Source organism: Geobacillus sp. LEMMY01, assembly GCF_002042905.1.
Lineage (GTDB): Bacteria > Bacillota > Bacilli > Bacillales > Anoxybacillaceae > Geobacillus > Geobacillus proteiniphilus.
Map to the genome: position 1 here is coordinate 101,726 of NZ_MVKA01000008.1, position 23,008 is coordinate 124,733.

Annotated in this window: 21 protein-coding genes and 1 pseudogene; 20 read left to right on the forward strand and 2 right to left on the reverse strand. The window is 52.0% G+C overall.

Annotated elements, in window-relative coordinates:
• The first annotated feature begins 99 nt into the window (after positions 1 to 99).
• The 20 genes and pseudogenes from B1A75_RS05845 to B1A75_RS05940 all read left to right on the forward strand — a co-directional run bounded on the left by B1A75_RS05845 (position 100) and on the right by B1A75_RS05940 (position 20,923).
• Complete coding sequence (locus B1A75_RS05845) at positions 100 to 2,190, forward strand: BglG family transcription antiterminator (protein ID WP_079935889.1); 2,091 nt, start codon at positions 100 to 102, stop codon at positions 2,188 to 2,190.
• Between the two features lie 5 nt (positions 2,191 to 2,195).
• Complete coding sequence (locus B1A75_RS05850) at positions 2,196 to 2,639, forward strand: PTS mannitol transporter subunit IIA (RefSeq protein WP_041467875.1); 444 nt, start codon at positions 2,196 to 2,198, stop codon at positions 2,637 to 2,639.
• Positions 2,639 to 3,802, forward strand: coding sequence for a mannitol-1-phosphate 5-dehydrogenase (locus B1A75_RS05855; protein ID WP_011231431.1), 1,164 nt, complete (start codon positions 2,639 to 2,641; stop codon positions 3,800 to 3,802). The genes B1A75_RS05850 and B1A75_RS05855 overlap by 1 nt, the downstream gene beginning before the upstream one ends.
• Before the next feature lie 743 nt (positions 3,803 to 4,545).
• The gene (locus B1A75_RS05860) at positions 4,546 to 5,592 is read left to right on the forward strand and encodes a LacI family DNA-binding transcriptional regulator (protein WP_079935890.1); all 1,047 of its coding nucleotides are present in this window, start codon (positions 4,546 to 4,548) and stop codon (positions 5,590 to 5,592) included.
• Positions 5,579 to 7,123, forward strand: a complete 1,545-nt coding sequence (locus B1A75_RS05865; protein ID WP_079935891.1) for a gluconokinase — start codon at positions 5,579 to 5,581, stop codon at positions 7,121 to 7,123. Before B1A75_RS05860 ends, B1A75_RS05865 begins: the two co-directional genes overlap by 14 nt.
• A gap of 156 nt (positions 7,124 to 7,279) precedes the next feature.
• Positions 7,280 to 8,225 (forward strand): annotated as a pseudogene (locus tag B1A75_RS05870) (GntT/GntP/DsdX family permease).
• A 540-nt stretch (positions 8,226 to 8,765) separates the two neighbouring features.
• The gene (locus B1A75_RS05875) at positions 8,766 to 10,163 is read left to right on the forward strand and encodes a methyl-accepting chemotaxis protein (RefSeq protein ID WP_079935892.1); all 1,398 of its coding nucleotides are present in this window, start codon (positions 8,766 to 8,768) and stop codon (positions 10,161 to 10,163) included.
• Positions 10,164 to 10,483: 320 nt separating this feature from the next.
• Positions 10,484 to 11,740, forward strand: a complete 1,257-nt coding sequence (urtA, locus tag B1A75_RS05880) for an urea ABC transporter substrate-binding protein (protein WP_011231423.1) — start codon at positions 10,484 to 10,486, stop codon at positions 11,738 to 11,740.
• 56 nt (positions 11,741 to 11,796) lie between these two features.
• Positions 11,797 to 12,696 carry an urea ABC transporter permease subunit UrtB gene (urtB, locus tag B1A75_RS05885; RefSeq protein WP_031205812.1) on the forward strand — a complete coding sequence of 300 codons (900 nt, stop codon included), beginning with the start codon at positions 11,797 to 11,799 and terminating at the stop codon, positions 12,694 to 12,696.
• Between the two features lie 9 nt (positions 12,697 to 12,705).
• Positions 12,706 to 13,764, forward strand: coding sequence for an urea ABC transporter permease subunit UrtC (urtC, locus tag B1A75_RS05890; RefSeq protein ID WP_021321539.1), 1,059 nt, complete (start codon positions 12,706 to 12,708; stop codon positions 13,762 to 13,764).
• On the forward strand, positions 13,739 to 14,503 hold the full coding sequence (gene urtD, locus B1A75_RS05895; protein WP_013145134.1) for an urea ABC transporter ATP-binding protein UrtD: 765 nt from the start codon (positions 13,739 to 13,741) through the stop codon (positions 14,501 to 14,503). The genes urtC and urtD overlap by 26 nt, the downstream gene beginning before the upstream one ends.
• Positions 14,482 to 15,183 (forward strand): urea ABC transporter ATP-binding subunit UrtE, encoded by a 702-nt coding sequence (gene urtE, locus B1A75_RS05900; RefSeq protein ID WP_011231419.1) that lies wholly within the window; start codon positions 14,482 to 14,484, stop codon positions 15,181 to 15,183. The genes urtD and urtE overlap by 22 nt, the downstream gene beginning before the upstream one ends.
• An 83-nt stretch (positions 15,184 to 15,266) precedes the next feature.
• Positions 15,267 to 15,572: an urease subunit gamma gene (locus B1A75_RS05905; RefSeq protein ID WP_079935893.1), complete on the forward strand. Its 306-nt coding sequence runs from the start codon at positions 15,267 to 15,269 to the stop codon at positions 15,570 to 15,572.
• Between the two features lie 43 nt (positions 15,573 to 15,615).
• Positions 15,616 to 15,951, forward strand: coding sequence for an urease subunit beta (locus B1A75_RS05910; RefSeq protein WP_011231417.1), 336 nt, complete (start codon positions 15,616 to 15,618; stop codon positions 15,949 to 15,951).
• Complete coding sequence (gene ureC / locus B1A75_RS05915) at positions 15,948 to 17,657, forward strand: urease subunit alpha (protein WP_079935894.1); 1,710 nt, start codon at positions 15,948 to 15,950, stop codon at positions 17,655 to 17,657. The genes B1A75_RS05910 and ureC overlap by 4 nt, the downstream gene beginning before the upstream one ends.
• A 10-nt stretch (positions 17,658 to 17,667) precedes the next feature.
• Entirely contained in the window at positions 17,668 to 18,114 is a 447-nt protein-coding gene (gene ureE, locus B1A75_RS05920; protein ID WP_011231415.1) for an urease accessory protein UreE, read from the forward strand.
• Positions 18,107 to 18,784: an urease accessory protein UreF gene (locus B1A75_RS05925; RefSeq protein ID WP_079935895.1), complete on the forward strand. Its 678-nt coding sequence runs from the start codon at positions 18,107 to 18,109 to the stop codon at positions 18,782 to 18,784. The genes ureE and B1A75_RS05925 overlap by 8 nt, the downstream gene beginning before the upstream one ends.
• Before the next feature lie 65 nt (positions 18,785 to 18,849).
• Positions 18,850 to 19,464 (forward strand): urease accessory protein UreG, encoded by a 615-nt coding sequence (ureG, locus tag B1A75_RS05930; RefSeq protein WP_013523944.1) that lies wholly within the window; start codon positions 18,850 to 18,852, stop codon positions 19,462 to 19,464.
• A complete protein-coding gene (locus B1A75_RS05935; RefSeq protein ID WP_079935896.1) occupies positions 19,461 to 20,276 on the forward strand; it encodes an urease accessory protein UreD in 816 nt (271 codons plus the stop codon). Before ureG ends, B1A75_RS05935 begins: the two co-directional genes overlap by 4 nt.
• A gap of 23 nt (positions 20,277 to 20,299) precedes the next feature.
• On the forward strand, positions 20,300 to 20,923 hold the full coding sequence (locus B1A75_RS05940; protein ID WP_079935897.1) for an urease accessory protein UreH: 624 nt from the start codon (positions 20,300 to 20,302) through the stop codon (positions 20,921 to 20,923).
• A 114-nt stretch (positions 20,924 to 21,037) separates the two neighbouring features.
• On the opposite strand, the gene B1A75_RS05945 is transcribed toward B1A75_RS05940, so the two are convergent.
• Both B1A75_RS05945 and B1A75_RS05950 read right to left on the reverse strand, forming a co-directional pair.
• The gene (locus B1A75_RS05945; RefSeq protein WP_079935898.1) at positions 21,038 to 21,517 is read right to left on the reverse strand and encodes a GNAT family N-acetyltransferase; all 480 of its coding nucleotides are present in this window, start codon (positions 21,515 to 21,517) and stop codon (positions 21,038 to 21,040) included.
• A 119-nt stretch (positions 21,518 to 21,636) separates the two neighbouring features.
• Positions 21,637 to 22,806, reverse strand: a complete 1,170-nt coding sequence (locus B1A75_RS05950; RefSeq protein ID WP_079935899.1) for an MFS transporter — start codon at positions 22,804 to 22,806, stop codon at positions 21,637 to 21,639.
• Positions 22,807 to 23,008: the final 202 nt, after the last annotated feature.

Here is a 23,008-nt window from a genome sequence, read left to right on the forward strand (position 1 = left end):
GTCAAATCAAGAAAAAAGCCCTTACAATAAGGATGGAAGAGGCAAAGATTTATTTCAAAAATGTCAACAATGCTGTTCCGTGATGGGAGGTGAACGGCGATGTACGTATCGGCACGGGAGCGGAAGTTGCTTGAACGGTTGTTGGCGGACGATAGGGACATAACGGTCGGCGAATTGGCGGAGGAACTGAATGTCAGCGCCCGCACGGTTCATCGTGATTTGCAAGGTTTGGAATCGGTCTTCCGCCGCTATGGGCTTAAGCTCGCGAAAAGAGCAGGAGTCGGCATCCGCCTCGTCGGGGAAGAGGAAAACAAGCAGGCGCTGGCCGCAGAGCTGTTTCGCCTTTCTCATCATGAATACACCCCCGAAGAGCGGCAGCTCATGATTTTAATTGCGCTGTTGGAAGCCAACGAGCCAGTGAAACTCGTCACATTGGCCCATGACTTGAACGTCACGGTCGCCACTGTCAGCTTGGATTTGGACAAATTGGAACAAACGGTAGAAGCGTACGGGCTTTCGCTCATCCGCAAGCGTGGATACGGGGTGGAGCTTGCCGGTTCGGAATCAGCGAAACGGAGCTTGATGAGCGACTTGTTGTTCCGCCATGTTGATGAACACGAATTTTTGGCATTGATGAAAGAGACGATCCAAAAACGGGCGGACGCTCCGCTTGACACCGTGGCGGAGAAGCTGCTCGGGCTTGTGGACAGAAAAAAGCTCGCCATCATTGAGCAGCAAATCGAGCAAGTGAAAGAAAAGCTTCCGTTTACGATGGCCGACAGCTCGTACATCGCCTTCGTCGTCCATTTGGCGCTCGCCATGGAGCGCATCAAGCGGGGAGAAGCGATCCACTTCGATCCGCGGGATTTGCAGGCGTTGCAAGCGACGAAAGAATATGAGATCGCGCATGAGCTCGCTGAATCGTTAGAAAAAGTCTTTGACGTTGACATCCCTAACGAAGAAGTCGGCTATATGACGATGCACTTGATGGGAGCGAAATGGCGCAACCGTCAAGGAACGATGATGGAAGAACCGAGCTTAACCGTTGGCATGAAAGCGCAGCAACTCATCCGCTCTGTCAGTGATAAGCTCGGCGTTGATTTATCCACCGACCGTACGTTATACGAAGACCTTGTCGTCCATTTAAAGCCGGCTCTGTATCGCCTCGAACACGGAATGGGGGTCGCCAATCCGCTGCTTGATCAAATCAAACAAGACTATGCGGAGCTGTTCGCCATTGTCGCAGATGGGGCGCGGCAGCTGTTTGGCGACATTCCGATCCCGGATGAGGAGATTGGCTATTTGGTGCTCCATTTTGCGGCCGCGCTCATGCGGGAGAAAAAAGGCTGGCGGGTGTTAGTCATTTGTTCGAGCGGGCTTGGGACGGCGAAAATTTTAGCGATGAGGCTGAAAAAAGAGATTCCGGACATTGTTTCGCTGGAACAAGCTTCCGCGTTTGAATGGAAAGGAAAAGATGTCAGCGCGTACGATCTCGTCATCTCGACCGTGCCGCTTCCCGAGGAGTATGGGCCGCATATCGTCGTCAGCCCGATGCTGACCGAGGAGGAAGCGCGGAAGATTCGCGAGCATTTAGAGAGGAAAACATCCGCTGCCAAACGGATGGAGAAAGAGCCGACCGCACGGCGAAACAAGCCAATCATTGACACGATGAAGGCGGTTCGCCGCATCAGCGAGACGATCGTCCACATTTTGGACGGTTTTTCCCTTGAAGTGGTCAAGAGGCGCTCTGTTCATGAAATATTGACGGACGCGTGCCGCCGCCTCGAACGAAGCGGCGTCATTGTCGATGCCGATGTCGTCGTCGAGGAGCTGCGGCGCCGCGAGTCGCTTGGCGGGCTTGGCGTCCCTGGCACGACGCTGGCGCTTTACCACGCTCGAAGCTTCGCTGTCCTTCGTCCGTCGCTGACGATGTACCGACTTGATTCGCCGCAAACGGTGGCGGGGATGGACGGGGAGCCGATGGAGATCAACACGGTCGTGTTGCTTCTCGGTCCTGCTGATGCGGATGAAGAGGTGCTTTCAGTATTAAGCCATGTGAGCACGTTGCTCGTAAAGGACGAGCAAAGCGCGGCCACGTTGGCTTATGGCGGCGAAGACGAAGTGTATTCGCTTATTAGCGGTCATTTGGAACAATTTTTCGATGATTATTGGATATCGATGAAGGAGTGAAACGGATGTTGACCCATTCGATTTTAAACAAAGAAAACATTGTGCTCAATGCGCAACCAAAAACGAAAGAAGAGGCGATCCGCCTCGCCGGCGAGGTGCTGGTCAAGCAAGGATATGTCGCCCCAGCATATGTTGATGCGATGCTTGAACGGGAAGAACTGACATCAACGTATATCGGCAACAACGTCGCCATTCCGCACGGAACGGAAGCGGCAAAAGCGCTCGTGAAACAGTCCGGCATTTCGATCGTGCAAGTTCCAGACGGCGTCGATTTTGGCGGCGGCAACATGGCCACGATCGTGATCGGCATTGCCGGCAAAGATGGGGAACATTTAGACATTCTTTCGAAACTCGCACTCGTCTGTGCCGAAGCAGCCAATGTCGAAGCAATGGCGAACGCCAAAACGGAAGAAGAAATTCTTGCGCTGCTCAATGAGGTGAACGGCTGATGCGGGCCGTCCACTTTGGCGCCGGCAACATCGGCCGCGGCTTTATCGGCAGTCTGCTGGCGGCGTCGGGATATGACGTCGTGTTCGTTGATGTCAATGAACAAATCGTCCGTTTGCTGAAAGAGCGGGGGGAGTATCGCGTCATTGTCGCCGGCGAGCAGCGAGAAGAACAATGGGTGCGCGGCGTTTCGGCCCTGAACAGCCAAACGGAGCGGGAGAAGGTCATCGAGGTGATTGCAGACGCTGATTTGGTGACAACCGCCGTCGGCCCACCTATTTTGCCAGCGATCGCTCCCGTTGTTGCTGCAGGGCTCCAGCGGCGGTTCGCCATCCAACAAAAGCCGCTTCACGTCATCGCGTGTGAAAACATGATCGCCGGCACAGAGGCGTTGAAACAGCACGTCCTTGCCCACCTTTCCGAAGCCGAACAACAGTTGGCGAGCGAACATGTCGGCTTTCTCAACTGTGCGGTCGACCGCATCGTGCCGAATCAGACGAATGACGATCCACTCGCCGTCACGGTGGAACCGTTTTTCGAATGGGCGATTGAGGCGCGAAACGTCATCGGCACTGTTCCGCCGATTCAAGGAGCGCATTTTGTCGCTGACTTAGGGCCGTATATTGAACGAAAGTTATTTACCGTCAACACCGGCCATGCGTTGGCCGCTTACTTAGGGTATCTGCGAAACTACAAAACCGTCCAGGAAGCGATGAACGATGAAGGTATTCGATTGAATGTCGAGCAAGCGCTCAGCGAGTCGGGAGCGGTCTTAGTGAAAAAGCACGGTTGGAGCGAAAAAGAGCACCACGCGTATATCGACACGACGATCGGCCGCTTCATGAATCCGTCGCTGTCCGACGACATCCTCCGCGTCGCCCGCTCGCCGATCCGCAAGCTCGGGCCGAACGACCGTCTCGTCGCTCCAGCAGTGCAATATTGCGCCTTATTCGGCAAAGTCCCGCATGGTTTGGCCAAAGGAATCGCCGCCCTGCTGCGGTTCGATGACAGCCGCGATGCGGAAGCCGCCGCCCTCCAGCAAACGATCGCCCAGCACGGAATCGAAGGCGCGCTTCGGCAATACGCGGGGCTTGAGAGTGCGCACCCGCTTGTGGCGGCGGTGAGGGAAGAGTACGATCAAATGGACGAAAACAAAAGACTATAGCGATTATTAATGATTTTTTCATTGTCGTCGACCCCCAATCGTGCAAAAACCCCGGGGGATCGACGACAATCTTTTTTTACGCCGAAATCCTACCGCCATCAAGGATGAACAATATTGACAGAATTTTTGAAACGTGATATTCTGAAAATGGCGTTAGAGGGAAAAGCTTGTTGTTATGCGTATTGTTTGGGAGTTTTTATCGTACCTATGAGGGATTGAAACTAGCTAGCGCAACATCATTAGTAGTTTCTGTTACGGGTTTTTATCGTACCTATGAGGGATTGAAACTCTGCGACATTATATCGGAGAAGCCCGAAAGCGCCTCGTTTTTATCGTACCTATGAGGGATTGAAACTTGGATAACGCCATGGAAGCGGACCTCCACAACGGAGTTTTTATCGTACCTACGAGGGATCTCACTATCTCCCCTTTCGTTAGCTTTGGAAGCCAGCACTACTAAGACTTTTCCATCAATGGGGTTGGGACGACCCGAGGCGGCGCTCAGGGAGACGAAAGACTGGTTTCGTCGTGGAACTGAGGAGTTCCCGTTTTAAGCAAAGGGAAGCGCGAGTAGTTCGCCGCCTATTTCCTCATTAAGCATTCGCACTTCATCCCATCTTTGTTTCTCCTAATGTTGATGAAAAAATATTGTGAACCGCTTTCACTTGTTTTATAATAAAGCTAAACCGGTTTATGAAAACGCTTTTGAACTAAATCGATTTAGTCTGAAAGAGGGATCCCAGTTGAAAAAAGTAACGATGGCCGATGTCGCGAAATTGGCCAACGTTTCGAAAAGCACGGTCTCGCAATACTTGAACAAACGCTATGAATATATGAGCGAGGAAACAAGAAAGCGCATCGCTCAAGCGATTGAGGAACTTGGCTATCAGCCGAACGTCATCGCTCGCAGCTTAAAGCAAAAGACGACAGCGACCATTGGCGTGATTGTGTTCAACATGCTTCATATGTTGACGACGCAAGTGCTGCACGCCATTGAAGAGGAATGCCAAAAGCGCGGGTTTCAAGTCATTGTCTGCAACTCCGGCGATGATCCGGAAAAGGAGAAAAAATATGTTGACATGTTGCTGGCGAAACAAGTGGACGGGCTGATCGTGTTTCCGACAGGGAAAAATGAAGAGGTCTACCGCCGCCTTGTGGAGGAGCGCTTTCCGCTTGTGTTTGTCGACCGGATGGTGCCGGGGGTGGAGGCGGACAGCGTGCTGCTTGATAATGCAGGTGCAGCGGAAATGGCGGTTCAGTATTTCGCTTCCTATGGCTACGAGCGGATTGCCATTGTCACCCCGCCGCTTGTCCCTTACAACGTGCCGCGGATGGAGCGATTTGAAGGGTTTCGGGCGGCCATGGAGAAAAGGGGATTTGAAGTCGGCGATCAAAACGTCATCGCCGCTGAACCTGCCGCGCTGCCTGGGGAGCTGAAGAAGCGGTTCATGGAATCGGAGCGGCCGAACGCCTTGTTTGCGATTAACGACTTGACGTTAATGGGCGTTTTGCGGTTTGTGAAGGAGACGGGCATCCGCATGCCGGCCGAACTGGCGATCATCAATATTGATGATGTGCCGTTTGCCGATATTTATACACCGGCGTTGACGACGATCGCCCAGCCAACGTTTGCGATGGGAAAAAAAGCGGCGGAGCGCGTGTTTGAACAAATGGATTCGAATCATGCCGACAGCCCGCGCGTGTTTCGTTTCTCCCCGGCATTGATGGAGCGGACATGGATCAAACGGGGAAATGGCAAAGAAGGGAGGAGAAACGATGAAGATTCATGAACGTGTCGTCATCGGTGTGGACATCGGGACGACGAGCACGAAAGCCGTTGTGTTTGGCGAACAGGGACGAGTGCTGGCCTCTCATGCGATCGACTATCCGATCATCCAGCCGCATCCGGGGTTTGCGGAGCAGGATCCGGATGAGCTGTTTGCGGCGGTCATTCAAGCGGTCGGAGCGGTGACAGTCCGCTATGGCATTCGCCCTAAGCAAGTGAAAGCTATGGGCTTAAGCGCGGCGATGCATTCGATCATGGTGCTTGATGAATCCGGGCGGCCGCTTACCCGCCTCATGATCTGGGCGGACAACCGGAGCGTCGCCCAAGCGGAGCGGCTGTTGAAAGAACAGAACGGGCGTGATATTTATCGGCGGACGGGGACACCGATCCACCCGATGTCGCCGCTCGTAAAGCTGCTTTGGCTCAGAGAAGAACGACGGGATGTGTTTCACCAAGCGCACCGGTTTGTGTCGGTGAAAGACTATGTGCTATATCGTCTGTACGGTGATTACGTCGCTGACCATTCGATGGCATCGGCGACTGGTTTATTCCGGTTGGACACGCTCGATTGGGATGAGGAGGCGCTCGCCCTTGTCGGCATTCGCCGCGACCAGCTTCCGCGGCTCGTTCCAGCCACTCATGTCATGACCGGCATGAAAAGAGAATGGGCGGAAAAAATGGGGGTGCCCCCTGACGTGCCCGTCGTCATCGGCGCGAGCGACGGCGTGCTCGCCAATGTCGGTGTCGGGGCGGTGCTTCCGGGCGAAGCAGCGATTACAATCGGGACGAGCGGGGCGGTGCGGACGATCGCGGCAAAACCGACAACCGATGAAAAAGGGCGGACGTTTTGTTATGCGTTGACGCCCGGCTATTGGGTCGTCGGCGGTCCGACGAACAACGGGGGCATTTTGCTTCGCTGGCTGCGCGATGAGTTCGGCGCCCAGGAGCGGGAAGTGGCGAAAAAGCTCGGAATGGATCCATACGATTTGTTGACGAAATACGCCGAACGTGTCCCGCCTGGATCTGAGGGGCTGGTGTTTTTGCCGTTTTTATCGGGCGAGCGGGCGCCGTATTGGAATGCCAATGCGCGCGGAACGTTTTTCGGCCTCGGCCTGCACCATAAGCGCGAGCATTTCATCCGCGCCGTGATGGAAGGCGTCTGCTTCAGCATCCTATCCGTCGCCTTGGCCATTCGCGACGCAACCGGGCCGATGTCAGAAATCCGCGTCTCGGGCGGATTTGCCAAATCGCCGTTTTGGCGGCAAATGCTTGCCGATGTGCTCGGCAAACCGCTGATTGTGCCGCAGACGCACGAGGCTTCAGCGTTAGGAGCGGCCGCGGTGGCGCTTCATGCATTAGGCGAATTGCCGTCGCTTGAGATGGCGAAAACATGGATCAGCACGATCGCTCGCCATGAGCCGAACGAAGCCCATACGCTCATTTACGCCGAGCTGTTTGATTTGTATGCTCGTTTGTATGAGCGATTGAAGGAAGAATTTGATGTGATCGCTGCGTTTCAGCGACGCAATGGGTAAAAGGGGCAAATCCTAAATCGGTTTAGGGCTCCGACCTGACGGTTACTAAATCGATTTAGCCCCTCTCTCTTAAACAAAACTGAAAACGTTTGCTTTAGTAAGGGCTAAATCGATTTATCTATAAAGCAATAAGAAAAACGCAAGGAGGAGACGCAGATGGGAATTGCCATTGTTATTGCCGCTATTATCGTTTTGTTATTGCTCATTACGGCGGTGAAAATGCATCCGTTTGTCGCATTAATTTTAGTGTCCGTTGGCGTCGGACTGGCGATGGGGATGCCGCTTGTCGCTCCGTCGCCAGAAACGCCGGGGATTATCGACTCCATTAAAGCGGGGCTTGGCAATACGCTTGGCTTTTTAGCTATCGTCTTGGCGCTCGGGACGATGCTCGGCAAAATGATGGCCGAATCGGGCGGCGCTGAGCGCATTGCGAAAACGTTGATCGACCGCTTTGGCCAAAAACGCGTCCACTGGGCGATGATGGTCGTCGCTTTTTTAGTCGGGATTCCAGTCTTTTTCTAAGTAGGGTTTGTATTGCTCATTCCGCTCGTCTTTACGATTGCGATGGAAACCGGCATTTCACTTGTGACGATTGGCATTCCGCTTGTCGCCGGTTTGTCCGTCATGCACGGCCTTGTCCCGCCGCATCCGGCGGCGATGGCGGCTGTCGGCATCTTTAAAGCAGATGTCGGAAAGACGATTCTTTATTCGATCATCGTCGGAAGTGCTTCTTGATTCCGGCATCGGCGAACAAATCGCTGAAGTGGCGAAACACTCGCACTTATCCCCGTTCCTGTTAGGCTGGGGCATCGCCGCTCTCATCCGCGTGGCGACCGGGTCAGCGACTGTGTCGATGATGACTGCTGCGGGCATTGTTGCGCCGATTGCGGCCACCATGCCGGGTACGAACGTGGAACTGCTCGTCTTGGCAACCGGAGCCGGATCCTTGATCTTGTCGCACGTCAACGACTCCGGCTTCTGGATGATCAAAGAATATTTCGGCATGACCGTCAAAGAAACGCTCATGACATGGACGGCGATGGAGACGATTATTTCGGTGGTGGCGTTTATTTTCGTCTTGCTGTTGAATGTGGTTCTCTGACGGCAGAACGGAAGGTGTCCTAAAAGGCGGGACACCTTTTCGTATTATCGGATATACGCATAAACCCATTGATGGAAAACGAGATATGGTCGCTTTGTGGCAAGCCTCTTTTTTAAGACAGCCTCTTTTCTTCAGAACCGTATCTATAGAAGGTAGGTGAAAAATAGCTGTCACGTGCAAATCAGCGGCATTTCGCCAAAAAAGAAAGATTGTCTCGCAAGGTTTATCTAATTGAAAAACGTCTGGGATCAGCAACCTTTTGTACTAAATCACCAGCCCTCTAGACTCTGTGATGAAATGGAAAAAACATTCTAGAAAAGAGCTTTATCAAATTGAAAAACTGCATGACGACAATCTTTCTTTCCATCCGCAAACAGGCGATGTTGAGGAAATAGCCGTTTTTCCCCAGTCTTCTACCTAGTTCTACCTTATGTTAAGACAGCCTTATTTTTTTGATGGGCTTCGTTTGTTTCACATGTTCCTTTCATTCATTTTATGTTATAATCATGTAATAAAATATTACATAAGGAGTGACGCCCATTGATTTTTGCGAGACGCGCGGAGAGAAAAACAAGGCGTGAATCCGATTGGCCTCGGCAGGAGGAAAAGCGGGAAGAACGAAAACAAATCGCTAGGCAAATTGTCGTGGCCGTCGATCAGCTCAAGGCGGCGATGGAACAGATGAAGCTGGCAGCGCTTTTGCTCAATGACATTTCCGATTCAAGCCGGAACAGTGCAGCAGAGCTGATGGATCACAGCGAAAAAACGGTGGAGTATACAGAAAAAGTGGCGAAAAAAATGCGGGCAATCGAGGAAGCGGCTAAGGAAATTGCCGCATCTTCGAACGACATTCATGCAAGCAGCCGGCAGTTTTCTGAACAATGGCTGCATTCATGGAATTCATTAGAAACGTTGCAAAAGGAAATTCGAACATTGCGCTCCCACCATGAAACGTTGTTGAAACAAATGAACCACCTCGTTCATCATTCTCAACGCATCAACCAAATTATATCGGCGATCGGCGAGATTTCACAGAAAACGAAAATTTTGTCGCTAAACGCCAATATTGAAGCAGCCCGTGCTGGAGAACACGGGCGCGGGTTTGCGGTCGTTGCGCGCGAAATCGGCATGCTGGCGAGCCAAACGTCCGAAGCCGTCCAGCAAACGCAAGACATTTTGTCGCTCATTCAACGCGAAATCGCAGCGACGACCGATATCGTTCGCGAAGAAACAAAGCAAATCGATGTCGAAGAAAAAGAGATGGAAGCGATTATGGCGTTCCTTCATTCGTTGCAGCGGCAGCTGAATGATATGACGGATCTCGTCTCCTCTTCTGTCCAGTCGGCGTCTGGACAGTCGGACAGCGTGAAAGAAATCGCCGGCCTGCTTGAAGAAATCGTGCAATTGAGCCGGGAAAATCAACGGTTTGTCGAGCGAGTGACTGCGGATATGAACGAACAGCACGAGAGCGTCGGACAGATTTTACGCATTAACGAAGCGTTGCAAAAGACAGCGGAGGAGCTGCAACAAACGATCGGGCGTGATTGGATGAGGGAAACGATTTCTGTAGATGATGCGGTGGTGAAAAACACGATTCATAAATTATCGGCTTTGCTTCAGTCAGCTCCGTTGGAACAAATGGATGAGGCCATGCACCGACGAGTGCTGGACCAATTTTTATCCCAGAACGGAGAAATTGAGGCCGTCTGGTCGAATCGTCTTGATGGCACGTTTGTGTATTCGAACCCGCCGGCCGGATTGGTCAACGCCAAAGTCCGGTCGTGGTTTCAGGAAGCCAGCGGAGGAACAGTGTACGTTTCCGATCCGTATGTATCGGCATTGACGAAACATCTTTGCGTCACGGTGTCCGCTCCCATTACGGATTATAACGGTCAAATTGTCGGAGTCATCGGAGCGGATTTGGCGCTTTCGAAATGAAAGACGCCCTGAAAAGGCGCATGTGTGCCTTTTTGGGGTGTTTTTTGTTTTTAGGCGCGATCAATTGGTTTAGAAATAATGGTGTATACTCTTTTGTGATAATAAATATAACAAAAATATGTAATAAAATGTGACAATATTGTTGAATCAATTATATCTAGGCCTTACACTTCTAATCAAGAACACATCCTCAAGATGGTTTACACAAAATGGATATCACTCATCACCTTTGAGGAACAAGGGAGGGAGGCCGCTTTGCTAGATGAACGAGGTATAGGGACTCATTGATTTTAGAAATGAATAGGGGGAAGGGTGTCCGAATGAAACCAAAATTCATGCGGAAATTATGGTTGCTTTTATGCATCAGCGTTTTTGCCCTTGGGGGATGTGCGGCGTCATCAGCTGTTGATCAAGCAAAAAACGAAAACAAAAAGGATTCGTCTTCAGCTAGTAAAGAAGGCGATACGGTCAAAGTAGGGATTCTCCACTCACTGAGCGGAACGATGGCCATCAGTGAAGTGTCGCTGCGCGATGCCGAGTTAATGGCGATCGAGGAAATCAATGCATCCGGGGGGCTGCTCGGCAAGAAAATTGAACCGGTTGTGGAAGATGGGGCGTCGGACTGGCCGACGTTTGCCGAAAAGGCGAAAAAACTGCTGCAAAAAGATCAAGTGGCCGCCATTTTTGGCGGTTGGACATCGGCGAGCCGCAAAGCGATGCTTCCGGTTGTGGAGCAAAACAATGGGCTGCTTTGGTATCCGGTGCAATATGAAGGGATGGAGTCATCACCGAACATCTTTTACACCGGGGCGACGACGAATCAACAAATCGTTCCGGCGGTCAGCTGGCTCTTGAAAAACCGCGGCAAAACGTTTTTCTTGCTCGGGTCGGATTACGTCTTTCCGCGGACAGCGAACAAAATCATCAAGGCTCAGCTGAAGGCCGAAGGAGGGCAAGTGGTCGGGGAAGAATATACGCCGCTCGGCCATACCGATTATAGCACCATTATCAGCAAAATCAAACAAGTGAAACCGGCTGTCGTCTTCAATACGCTCAACGGCGATAGCAATGTCGCCTTTTTCAAACAGTTGAAAGACGCTGGCATCACACCGAAAGACGTGACGGTGATGTCCGTCAGCATCGCAGAAGAAGAAATCCGCGGGATCGGGCCGGATGTGTTGGCCGGTCATTTGGCTGTGTGGAACTATTTCCAGACGACCGATACACCGGAGAATAAGGCATTTGTACAAAAGTATAAAGAAAAGTACGGACAAGACCGCGTGACTGATGACCCGATTGAAGCGGCGTATACTGCGGTTCATTTATGGGCCGAAGCGGTGAAAAAAGCCGGTTCCTTTGATGTTGATCAAGTGAAAAAAGCGGCGGCCGGCCTTGAATACAAGGCGCCGGAAGGAACGGTGAAAATTGACGGGGAAACGCAGCATCTATGGAAAACGGTGCGCATTGGCGAAATCCAAGCGGACGGACAATTCAAAGAGTTATGGAATTCCGGCCAGCCGGTGAAGCCAGATCCGTATTTAAAGAGCTATCCATGGGCGAAAGGATTAAGTGAATAGTTCACTTGGAAGGAAGGGATTTCCTTCCTTCTCGCCCAGCGGACATGAGAGGGGGGATGGCGATGTTCATTGACCAATTATTCAACGGGCTGAGCGTCGGTTCGATTTTGCTTTTGATTGCCATTGGGTTGGCGATCACGTTCGGGCTGATGGGCGTCATCAATATGGCGCACGGTGAACTGATGATGGTCGGAGCGTATACGACCTATGTCATCCAGCAATGGTTCACTAGCCATATGCCGCACTCGGCAGGGCTGTATTTTGTCGCCGCCATTCCATTGTCATTTTTGGCCGCCGCTCTGCTTGGATGGGGGCTGGAAAAAAGTTTGATCCGCCATTTGTATCGCCGTCCGTTGGACAGTTTGTTGGCTACATGGGGGATCAGTTTGATTTTGCAACAGACCGCCCGACTTATCTTTGGGGCGCCCAACGTGGCGGTTGTGCCGCCAAGCTGGCTGGATGGCGGAATCCGCTTGTTTGGGGCAGTGTTTCCGTATAAACGGTTGTTTATTCTTTGCCTTGTGTTGGCGATCGTTTTCTTTCTCTATATGTATTTAATGAAAACACGAGCTGGCCGACGCATTCAAGCCGTCACCATGAACCGGTCGATGGCGGCCTGCCTCGGCATTGCCACGCAAAAGGTCGATGCTTACTCGTTTGCCATCGGTTCAGGGTTGGCGGGGGTGGCGGGATGCGCGTTGACCTTGCTTGGGCCGATCGGGCCGACGATCGGCACATACTATATTGTCGATGCGTTTATGGTCGTCATTTTAGGGGGAGTGGGAAAACTGGCCGGGACGCTGCTGGGGGCATTTGGCATTGGTTTGATTTCGACGTTCGTCGAATATTCCACAAGCGCCACCATTGCCAAAGTCATTGTGTTCGTTTTGATTATTGCTTTCTTGCAATGGAAACCATCCGGTCTTCTTAGCGTGAGAACGCGGTCGCTCGATTGAGGGGGGAGCATGGTGAACAAACGTTGGGGATACTGGCTGTTTTTTGCCGCCTTGTTTCTTGCGCCGTTTTATTTGACCGAGTTCCGCTTGTCCCTGCTCGGCAAATTTCTTTGCTTTGCCATCGTGGCGGTCGGCATCTCCCTCATTTGGGGCTATACCGGCATTTTGAGCCTCGGCCATGGGGTGTACTTCGGGTTAGGCGCTTATTGCATGGCGATGTATTTGAAGCTCGAAGCTTCGCGAGGGCATTTGCCTGATTTTATGGAATGGAGCGGCGTGCGCGAACTGCCGTGGTTTTGGAAGCCGTTTGCGCATCCTATGGTGGCCATCGCCGCCGCGATCGCTCTTCCTACGTTGCTCGCTGCGCTATTAAGCTATTTAACGTTTAAAAATCGGATTAAAGGTGTCTATTTTTCTCTCCTTTCCCAGGCGGTTGTTGTCGTGTTTGTTACGTTGTTTATCGGCAAGCAAGAATGGACAGGCGGAACGAACGGCTTGACCAATTTTTCGACCGTGTTTGGTTTTTCGCTGTCATCGCCGCTCACCCAAATCGTTTTGTATTGGCTGACAACGGCCTGTCTCGCTCTCATTTTCGTCGCGGCGCGCCGCTTGACGTCCGGACGGTTGGGGAAGGTGCTCATCGCGATTCGCGACGCGGAAAACCGGGTTCGTTTTTTAGGATTCAATCCGACCGTCTATAAAGTGTTTGTGTATAGTTTGTCAGCAGCCTTTGCCGGGGTGGCTGGGGCGTTGTTTGTCCTGCAAGTCGGGCTCATTTCCCCGGAGATGATGGGGATTATTCCTTCGATCGAAATGGTGTTATGGGCCGCTGTCGGCGGACGCCAATCGCTCATGGGCGCGATCATTGGCGCGATTGTCATGAACACGGCGAAAAGCTTTTTAAGCGAAAATTATCCGGATCTATGGCTGCTTTTGTTAGGCGCGCTGTTTGTCGTTGTCGTGTTATTGGTTCCGAAAGGATTGGCGGGCATTTATGAATCGCTCGTTGCCGTTCGCATCAAAGCAAAAAGGGGGCATGAACGTGAAGCCCGTGTTGATGTGTCGTGACGTCGTCGTTGACTTCGATGGATTTCGCGCTTTGCAAGGTGTTGATCTCGCGGTTTACCCTCATGAAGTGCGGTTTTTGATCGGCCCGAACGGAGCGGGGAAAACGACGCTGCTCGATGTCATTTGCGGACGGACGAGAGCGACGGACGGCCGAGTGCTGTTTTTCTCCCATGACATCACGAAACGGCCCGAATATGAAATTGTGCAAATGGGGATCGCCCGGAAGTTTCAAAGCCCTTCCATTTTTCCATTTTTGACAGTATGGGAAAATATGGAGTTGGCCATGCGACAAGATCGGCGTCTGCGTTCTGTTTTGCGGGCGAAGCGGACCGGAGAAGAGGAAGAGATCATGGCAGCACAACTAGAGAGAATTGGATTGCTTGATGAACGTCATCGATTAGCGGGCACCCTGTCTCATGGCCAAAAGCAGTGGTTGGAAATTGGCATGCAGCTGATTCAGCGCCCGCAACTTCTCTTATTGGATGAGCCGATTGCCGGCATGAGCGCGGCGGAACGGGAGCGCACGGGGGAATGGCTGCACGAAATCGCCAAACATTGTGCGGTGATCATTGTGGAGCATGATATGGACTTTGTCCGCCGTTATTCGAAGCAAGTGACGGTCATGCATGAAGGAAAAGTATTGTGCGAAGGCTCGATTGATGAGGTGCAGCAAAACGAACAAGTCATCGATGTGTATCTTGGAAGGAGGAAAAACGCGTGTTATGCCTCCGGAATGTAACCGCTGGCTATGACGAAAGCGTTGTGCTCGATCAAGTTCGCATGGACATTCCTCTCAGCCGGGTGACGGCGGTGTTGGGCAGAAACGGAGTCGGCAAAACGACGTTGATGAAAACGATCATCGGGTTGATTCGCCCGATGTCAGGCGTGATCGAATGGGAAGGAGAAGATATCACGCGATGGCCGCCGGAGCGTCGGGCGCGGGCAGGGATCGGCTATGTGCCGCAAGGGAGGGAAATTTTCTCCGCGCTGACAGTGGAAGAAAATATCCTTCTCGGGTTGGAAGCGCAGGCCGAGAACGTCCGTCCTCAGCCGATCCTTGAGGAAATGTATGCATTATTTCCAGTCTTAAAAGAGATGCGCCAGCGAAAGGGAGGGGATTTAAGCGGCGGACAGCAGCAACAGCTGGCCATCGCCCGCGCGTTGGCCGGCCGGCCGAAACTGCTCTTGCTTGATGAACCGATGGAAGGCATTCAGCCGTCGATCGTTGAGTTGATTCATGATGTGATTATGAAAATCGCCGAAGAAAAACAGGTTGGCATCGTATTGGTCGAACATAACGTGGAGCTGGCGTTTTCTTGTGCCGATCGTTTCTATATTTTGGATCGCGGCACTGTCGTGGCGAAGGGGGATGTCGATGGGGCTGATTTGACTTATATTCAATCGTTTCTTGCTGTTTAAGCAGCAGACAGCGGTGTTAGCGAATGAGAGATTTCTTGAACCTGCGAGTATAGGTGGGAGCATTCAAGAGGGGGAAGAGATGAGTGAAACTGACTCCGCGCGAACAGGAAAATCTGTTGATAGTCGTGGCCGCCGATTTGGCGCGCCGCCGGAAAGAACGAGGATTGAAACTGAATTATCCGGAAGCGGTGGCGCTCATTACGTATGAGCTGTTGGAAGGCGCCCGCGACGGGCGGACGGTGGCGGAGTTGATGCAATACGGCGCGACGATTTTGACACGCGATGATGTGATGGAAGGCGTCGCTGACATGATCGACGAGATTCAAGTCGAGGCGACGTTTCCGGACGGCACGAAACTCGTCACTGTCCACCAGCCGATCCGGTCGTAACGGCGCTGGACGATTTCATGACTGCGGACAGAGGAGTGATGATATGATCCCAGGAGAATACCGATTGCGTGAGGAACCGATTGTGTGCAATCGACAAAAATCGGCCACGAAACTGACGGTTGTAAACCGCGGCGACCGCCCGGTGCAAGTCGGTTCCCATTTTCACTTTTTTGAAGTCAACTCGTTTCTTGAATTTGACCGGCAGGCGGCGTACGGAAAACATTTGAACATCCCAGCCGGGACAGCGGTTCGTTTTGAGCCTGGGGATGCGAAGCAAGTGGAGCTTGTTCCGTTCTCCGGCGAGCGCCGGGTGTACGGATTAAACAATATGGTCAACGGTCCGCTTGATGGCAACGGGAAGGGGGGAGTAAGAGAATGAGTTTTTCCATGTCAAGACGGCAATACGCGGATATGTTTGGACCGACGACTGGGGACTGCATCCGGTTGGCGGATACTGACTTATGGATTGAAATTGAGCATGACTATACGGTTTACGGCGATGAAGTGAAATTCGGCGGCGGGAAGGTGATTCGCGACGGGATGGGGCAACATCCGCTCGCAACCCGCGACGAAGCGGTCGATTTAGTGCTGACGAATGCCGTCATCGTTGATTACACCGGCATTTACAAAGCCGATATCGGGATCAAAGATGGAAACATCGCCGCCATCGGCAAGGCTGGGAATCCGCTGTTAATGGATGGCGTCAATATTGTCATCGGCGCCTCAACGGAAGTGATCGCGGCGGAAGGAAAAATCGTGACAGCCGGCGGGGTCGACGCCCATATCCATTTCATTTGCCCGCAGCAAATCGAAACTGCTCTGTCATCGGGCATTACGACGATGATCGGCGGCGGGACCGGGCCGGCGACCGGAACGAATGCCACGACGTGCACGCCGGGAGAGTGGAACATTTACCGGATGCTTGAAGCCGCCGAAGCGTTCCCGATGAATATCGGTTTTTTAGGAAAAGGCAACGCATCGGCGAAAGAGCCGATCGCTGAGCAAGTCCGCGCCGGAGCGATTGGACTCAAACTTCATGAAGACTGGGGAACGACGGCGGCGGCGATTGATGCGTGCTTGCGAGTGGCGGATGAGTACGATGTGCAAGTCGCCATTCATACCGATACATTGAATGAAGGCGGGTTTGTCGAGCATACACTGAAGGCCATTAACGGGCGCGTCATTCATACATACCATACGGAAGGAGCCGGAGGGGGGCATGTGCCCGATATTATGAAAGTCGCCAGCTTCCCGAACATTTTGCCTTCTTCCACGAATCCGACGCGGCCGTATACGAAAAACACGCTCGATGAGCATTTAGATATGTTAATGGTGTGCCATCATTTAGATCCGTCCGTTCCGGAAGACATTGCCTTTGCCGATTCGCGCATCCGCAAAGAAACGATCGCTGCTGAAGATATTTTGCACGACATCGGCGCGTTCAGCATGATCAGTTCCGACTCGCAAGCGATGGGGCGCGTCGGTGAAGTCATTTTACGCACGTGGCAAACGGCCGACAAAATGAAAAAACAGTTTGGCCGCTTGCCGGAGGAAACGGGGCGGGGCGATAATGTCCGCGTCAAACGGTATGTAGCCAAATACACGATCAATCCAGCCATTACGCATGGGATTGCCGAATATGTCGGCTCGGTGGAAGTCGGAAAATTCGCGGATTTGGTCGTTTGGCATCCCGCTTTTTTCGGGGTCAAGCCTGAGCTCGTCATCAAAGGCGGGATGATCGCCTACAGCGTGATGGGCGACCCGAACGCCAGCATTCCGACGCCGCAGCCCGCGCTGTACCGCCCGATGTTCGCCAGCTATGGCGCCGCCATCGCGAAAACGTCCATCACCTTTTTATCCAAAGCGGCGTTCGAGCGCGGCATTCCTGACAAGCTGGGGCTGCACAAAATCGTCAAGCCGGTTGGAAACATTCGCTCTTTGACTAAAAACGATATGGTATTCAACAACGCCATGCCCCAAATCGATGTCGATCCGCAGACGTATGAAGTGAAGGTCGACGGGCGGCTCATTACGTGCGAGCCGGCCGAAGTGGTGGCCATGGCGCAACGATATTTTCTTTTTTGAGGTGATGATGATGATTATTGAAACGATTATCGGCAATATTCAAACCCTCCCTTCTCTCCCCCCGCACATCGAACGGGTGTACATGGCAAGCGACGATTTAGTGAAACGAATCCAGCGGGTCGTGACCGATCACGGGCGGGAACTTGGCATTCGCCTAAAGGAAGCTAAAGAATTGGCGGATGGAGATGTATTGTGGATGGATGACCATAACGCGATCGTTGTTTCCGTTCTTCCCGAGGATTTGCTTGTTATAAAGCCGGTTTCGTTGAAACAAATGGGGGAGATCGCTCATCAGATCGGCAACCGCCATTTGCCCGCCCAATTCGAGGAAGGGGAAATGCTCGTCCAATACGACTATTTAGTCGAAGAGCTGCTTCAGCAGCTCGCCATCCCGTACAAGCGGGAAAAACGGAAAGTAAAACAAGCGTTTCGCCATATCGGCCACCGCCATGACTGACCAACAGCTGTTGTGGCTGCTGCAGCTCTCGGATTCGAATTTTCCGTCTGGAGCATTTTCCCATTCCTTTGGGTTTGAAACATACATGTACAATGAACAAATTTGCGATGCCAAAACGTTTCGTGAAGCGCTTGTCGTTTATATCCAGACCCAGCTGACGTATACGGATGGATTAGCGTGCCGGATCGCCTATGAGCAGTTGGAATCCAACAGCATGGAAGGACTGCAGCGGCTGAACGAAACGCTGTTTGCCCTCTGCCTGGCGAAGGAAACGCGAGAAGGAACGAGAATGATCGGGGAGCGCTTATGGAAACTGTGCCGCCACATTTATTCGGTCGATGAACTCGATGAGATCGTGCAAACGAAGCAGTCCATTCATCCGGCCATCGTGTTTGCGGCGGTCGGTTGCAAAATCGGAGCAGCCAAACAAACGACGGTGCTGACGTATTTGTTTGCTTCCGTACAAACGATGGTGCAAAACGCGGTCCGAGGCATTCCCCTCGGCCAAACGGACGGGCAAAAGCTGCTCGTCATGGTGCAGCCATATTTGATTCATGCCGCAAGCATCATCGAGGCGCTCGACGAAGAGGAGCTCGGGACGGCAGCCGTTGGTCTGGAAATCGCGCAAATGCAACATGAACGCCTTCCCGTCCGGTTGTTTATGTCGTAATGTTGGACAAACAAAACAGCGCCTATTTGGGTTTGAATGGAAAACGAAGAAGGGGGAATATCATGATGGAACCCGTACGAATCGGCATTGGCGGCCCGGTCGGCGCCGGCAAAACGATGCTTGTCGAGAAGCTGACACGGGCGATGCATCGCCGTTTTAGCATTGCGGTCATCACGAACGATATTTATACAAAAGAAGACGCTCAGTTTTTAATCAAACATAGCGTCTTGCCGGAAGATCGGATTATCGGCGTCGAAACGGGCGGATGCCCGCATACGGCCATTCGCGAAGATGCATCAATGAATTTTGCCGCCATCGACGAATTGAAGCGGCGCCATCCAGATGTGGAACTCATTTTTATCGAGAGCGGCGGCGATAACTTGGCGGCGACCTTCAGCCCGGAGTTGGTTGATTTCTCCATTTACGTCATCGATGTCGCCCAAGGGGAGAAAATTCCGCGCAAAGGCGGGCAAGGGATGATTAAGTCGGATTTGCTCGTGATTAATAAGATTGATTTGGCTCCTTACGTCGGCGCCAGCCTGGAAGTGATGGAGCGGGACGCCAAAGCGGCGCGAGGGGCGAAACCGGTCATTTTTACGAATTTAAAAGAAGAGATCGGGCTTTTTGACGTTGTGGATTGGATCGAAAAACAGGTGCTGCTGGCAGGGCTGGAAGAATGAGCTGGACCGGGCGTTTGCAATGTACAGCGGCCTTCAGAAACGGCCGCACCGTCATTTCTGACAGCTATAATGAAGGAGCGCTGAAACTGATGCGCCCTGTTTATCTCGATCCTGCTCATCCGACGTTATATCTTGTCCACGTTGGGGGAGGGTACGTCGATGGCGACCGCTACGAGATCAATATGAAGCTGGAGCCTCACGCTAGACTGATGATGACGACGCAAGCGGCGACAAAAGTGTACAAAACTCCGCATGCGCCTGTTTGGCAATATACGCAATTTTCCTTGGGGGATGAAAGTGTTCTCGAATATTTTCCCGATCCTCTCATTGCCTACGAGCAAGCCCGTTTTATCCAGGAGACGGTCGTCTATATAACAAACCGTTCGACGTTTATGTACGGGGAGATCATCACGCCAGGTTGGGCGGAGAGCGGACAGCTGTTCCGCTACGATTGGATTCGTTCGAAACTGAAGGTGTATCAAGACGAAGTGCTCGTTCTGTTTGATCATCTGTACTTGGATTCGCGGCAGCACTTAACGAGCATGCTGCAGCTTGGCGGCTATACGCATGTCGGATCATTGGTGGCTCTTTCTCCGTTCATCACAAAGGAAGTGTTAGAACAGTTCAACCAATTAATGGAAGAGATGCCGCAAGAGGTTCGCTGCGGTTTTTCAGCGGCAGCCGTTCCAGGCTTTTCTGTACGTATATTGGCGTATGAAACATCGGCCATCGAAGCGATATTTCAACGCGTCCAACAGTTTATTCGCCAACAATGCGGTGAGGAAGCGCTGGTCTGTTGGCGGAAATATTAATGACAAGGGAGAGGAATGGGACAATGGGAGCGATATGGCCTGTACTCTTGTTTGGATTGTTGCTAGGAATGAAACATGCGACGGAACCGGATCATGTGATTGCTGTTTCCACGATCGCCAGTCGGACGAAAAAGCTCTCTCTTTCGTCACTGGCCGGCATGTTTTGGGGAATCGGCCATACGTTGACGCTGCTCGTTGTCGGGATGGCGATGATCGCCTTTGAGCGGCAAATTCCTGAACAGGTTGCTTCTTACCTTGAAATGGCCGTTGGCGTAATGATCGTCATTTTAGGAATCGCCAGTTTTCGCTCGACAATGAGTACGGATCATCATCACCATGGCGATATTCATCATTTACATATCAAATCGACATTGATCGGCATTATCCATGGATTGGCCGGAAGCGCTGGGATGGTATTGTTGACGATGACGACGGTCAAAGGAACTTGGATGGCGCTTTCCTTTATTTTGATTTTTGGTTTAGGGACGGTCATCGGCATGATGTTATTCACGACATTCCTTGGCGTTCCGTTCGTTTGGATGAAAGCGAGACAGCAAGCCATGAACCAATGGATGGTGAAAACCGTTTCCCTCATCAGCATCGCCTATGGGGTCTATTACATTTATCATATTGCCACCGAAATTTGACACTCCTCACGGCTAGCGTCATAGGTGGAGGAGTGTTCAAAAAATTGAAAGAAGCACCGGTCTCGGGAGGAGGCCGATGCTTCTTTTCCAATACGGCGTCATCATCACATCGTGTCACGCCAGTGGTTTCACCAGCAATAACTCATCCCGAATTGGAATGCCGTCAGGACTTGTTTTCGGAATGCTTGGCTTGATTCGCCGCGCCTTGTCGACAGCGTTCGGAAAGACATTCACAATTTGGTAGCCGCGCTTTTGGTAGAAACGAAGCGCATGCAAGTTGTCGTTGGTGGTGATCAGTTGAACAGCGGTGCACCTTTGTTGTCTCGCCCATGTCTCCGCCTCATGCAAAAGGGTGCTGCCGACGCCGCGGTTTTCCATTATGCTGTCTAGCGAGATGATCTCGCATTCGTTTCCGCGAATCACAAACGTAATGAGCCCGATGATCCGCTGTCCATTCTCGACAGCCGCAAATCCATCCAGTTCGCTGCAGTTATAGATGCCGGTCGAGACAACCATTTGCGGGCTTCCCCAATGGTTGGTGAAAAACTGGTGGACGATGGCGCGGTTCAATTGTTTGATTGGAACGATGTTCAAGGCGGTCCTCCTCCTGTACAGACGTTGATTTTTGATCACCCTAGAATAAGAGCTTTACTTCCATACGTGAGTGTAACTGGGAATAAATCGGTGCTTTTCTACCCCCATCCTCCTCTGTGTCAAAGGGCCGAGTCTTTTTGCATCATCGTTCGTTGAAATGATTGAAAAACAGCAAAGGAAATGAGTGTTAGCACAATCCCTGCCATATATGGCAAACTGGACTTTAAGGTAAACAGCCAGCCGGCGATCGCCGGACCGCCAATGCGGCCGAGCGAATCGAACGAGGATAAGACGCCTGTCGCACTTCCTTGGCCATCCGCTGTATGCTTCGTTAACAAGGCGGAGACGCACGGGCGGATGACGCCGTTGCCAATGCCGAAAATCGTTAAATAGAGCGCGGCTGTCCAAAAGCTATGAACGAATAAAATGAGAAAAAAGCCAACTGCTGACAGGAACAGCCCGAAACGAATGACAGCGCCTTCCCCGAATGAGCGGATCAGTTTTCCAAGAAGCCCCCCTTGGACGACGGCTCCTGCAAGCCCCATGATCATAAAGATGTAGCCAAGTTCCGTCGACGAAAGCCCTGCTCGTTCAGCGGCAAAGTAGGCGAACGTCGCTTCAAGTCCGGCGAGGGAAAACGTTACGATGAGCTGCAACATGTATAGGCGTGCCAAAGGGCTTCGGAGAGCAACCGCAAGCGATGGTCGTTTCGCTTTTATGTTCGATCGTTTTTCTCTCGGAAGCGATTCATGCAAGAAAACGAAAACGAATATAGCTGTCAGCAGTGCCAAGCTGCCTGCAATCCAAAACGGAGCGGTCAAGCTCGTTTTGGAAAATATGCCGCCGATTCCGGGTCCGAAAATAAATCCAAGCCCAACGGCCGCTCCGATCATCCCCATTCCTTTGCCCCGGTCTTCTTCGGTTGTCACATCTGCGACATATGCCATAGCGGTCGGCATCGTGGCGGCGGATAAACATCCCCCGATGATGCGAGCGGCAAACAACATCCAAAGTGTTGTGGCGGCGGCGAGCAAGAAAAACGAAAGGGCCAAACCAAAAATGCCGACAAGCAACATCGGTTTTCGTCCATATCGGTCCGATAATTTCCCCCACATCGGCGCAAATAAAAATTGCATGAGCGAATAAACGGCCATTAGCCAACCGAGTTGTGTTGGAGTCGCGCCGATTTTTTCTGCGTAAAACGGAAGGACGGGAATGATGATGCCAAACCCGGCCATGACCAAAAACATCACGAGAAACAAAAGCGATAAATCGCGACGATTGCTCATGATCATCATCTCCACGAATATGGTTTGCCTCTTTCATCATAATGGAAAGACAGGCATTTTTCAAAGCGGATCATGCCTCGCTTGGCCATTCCGACGAGGCCTGGGGATCACTCCCGAATGTCATCCACAAACCATTTCCCTTCATCCCCATTGACAATGGAAGCGGTTTTCGCGAGACTGAAGGTAAACGGCAAACGGTTCG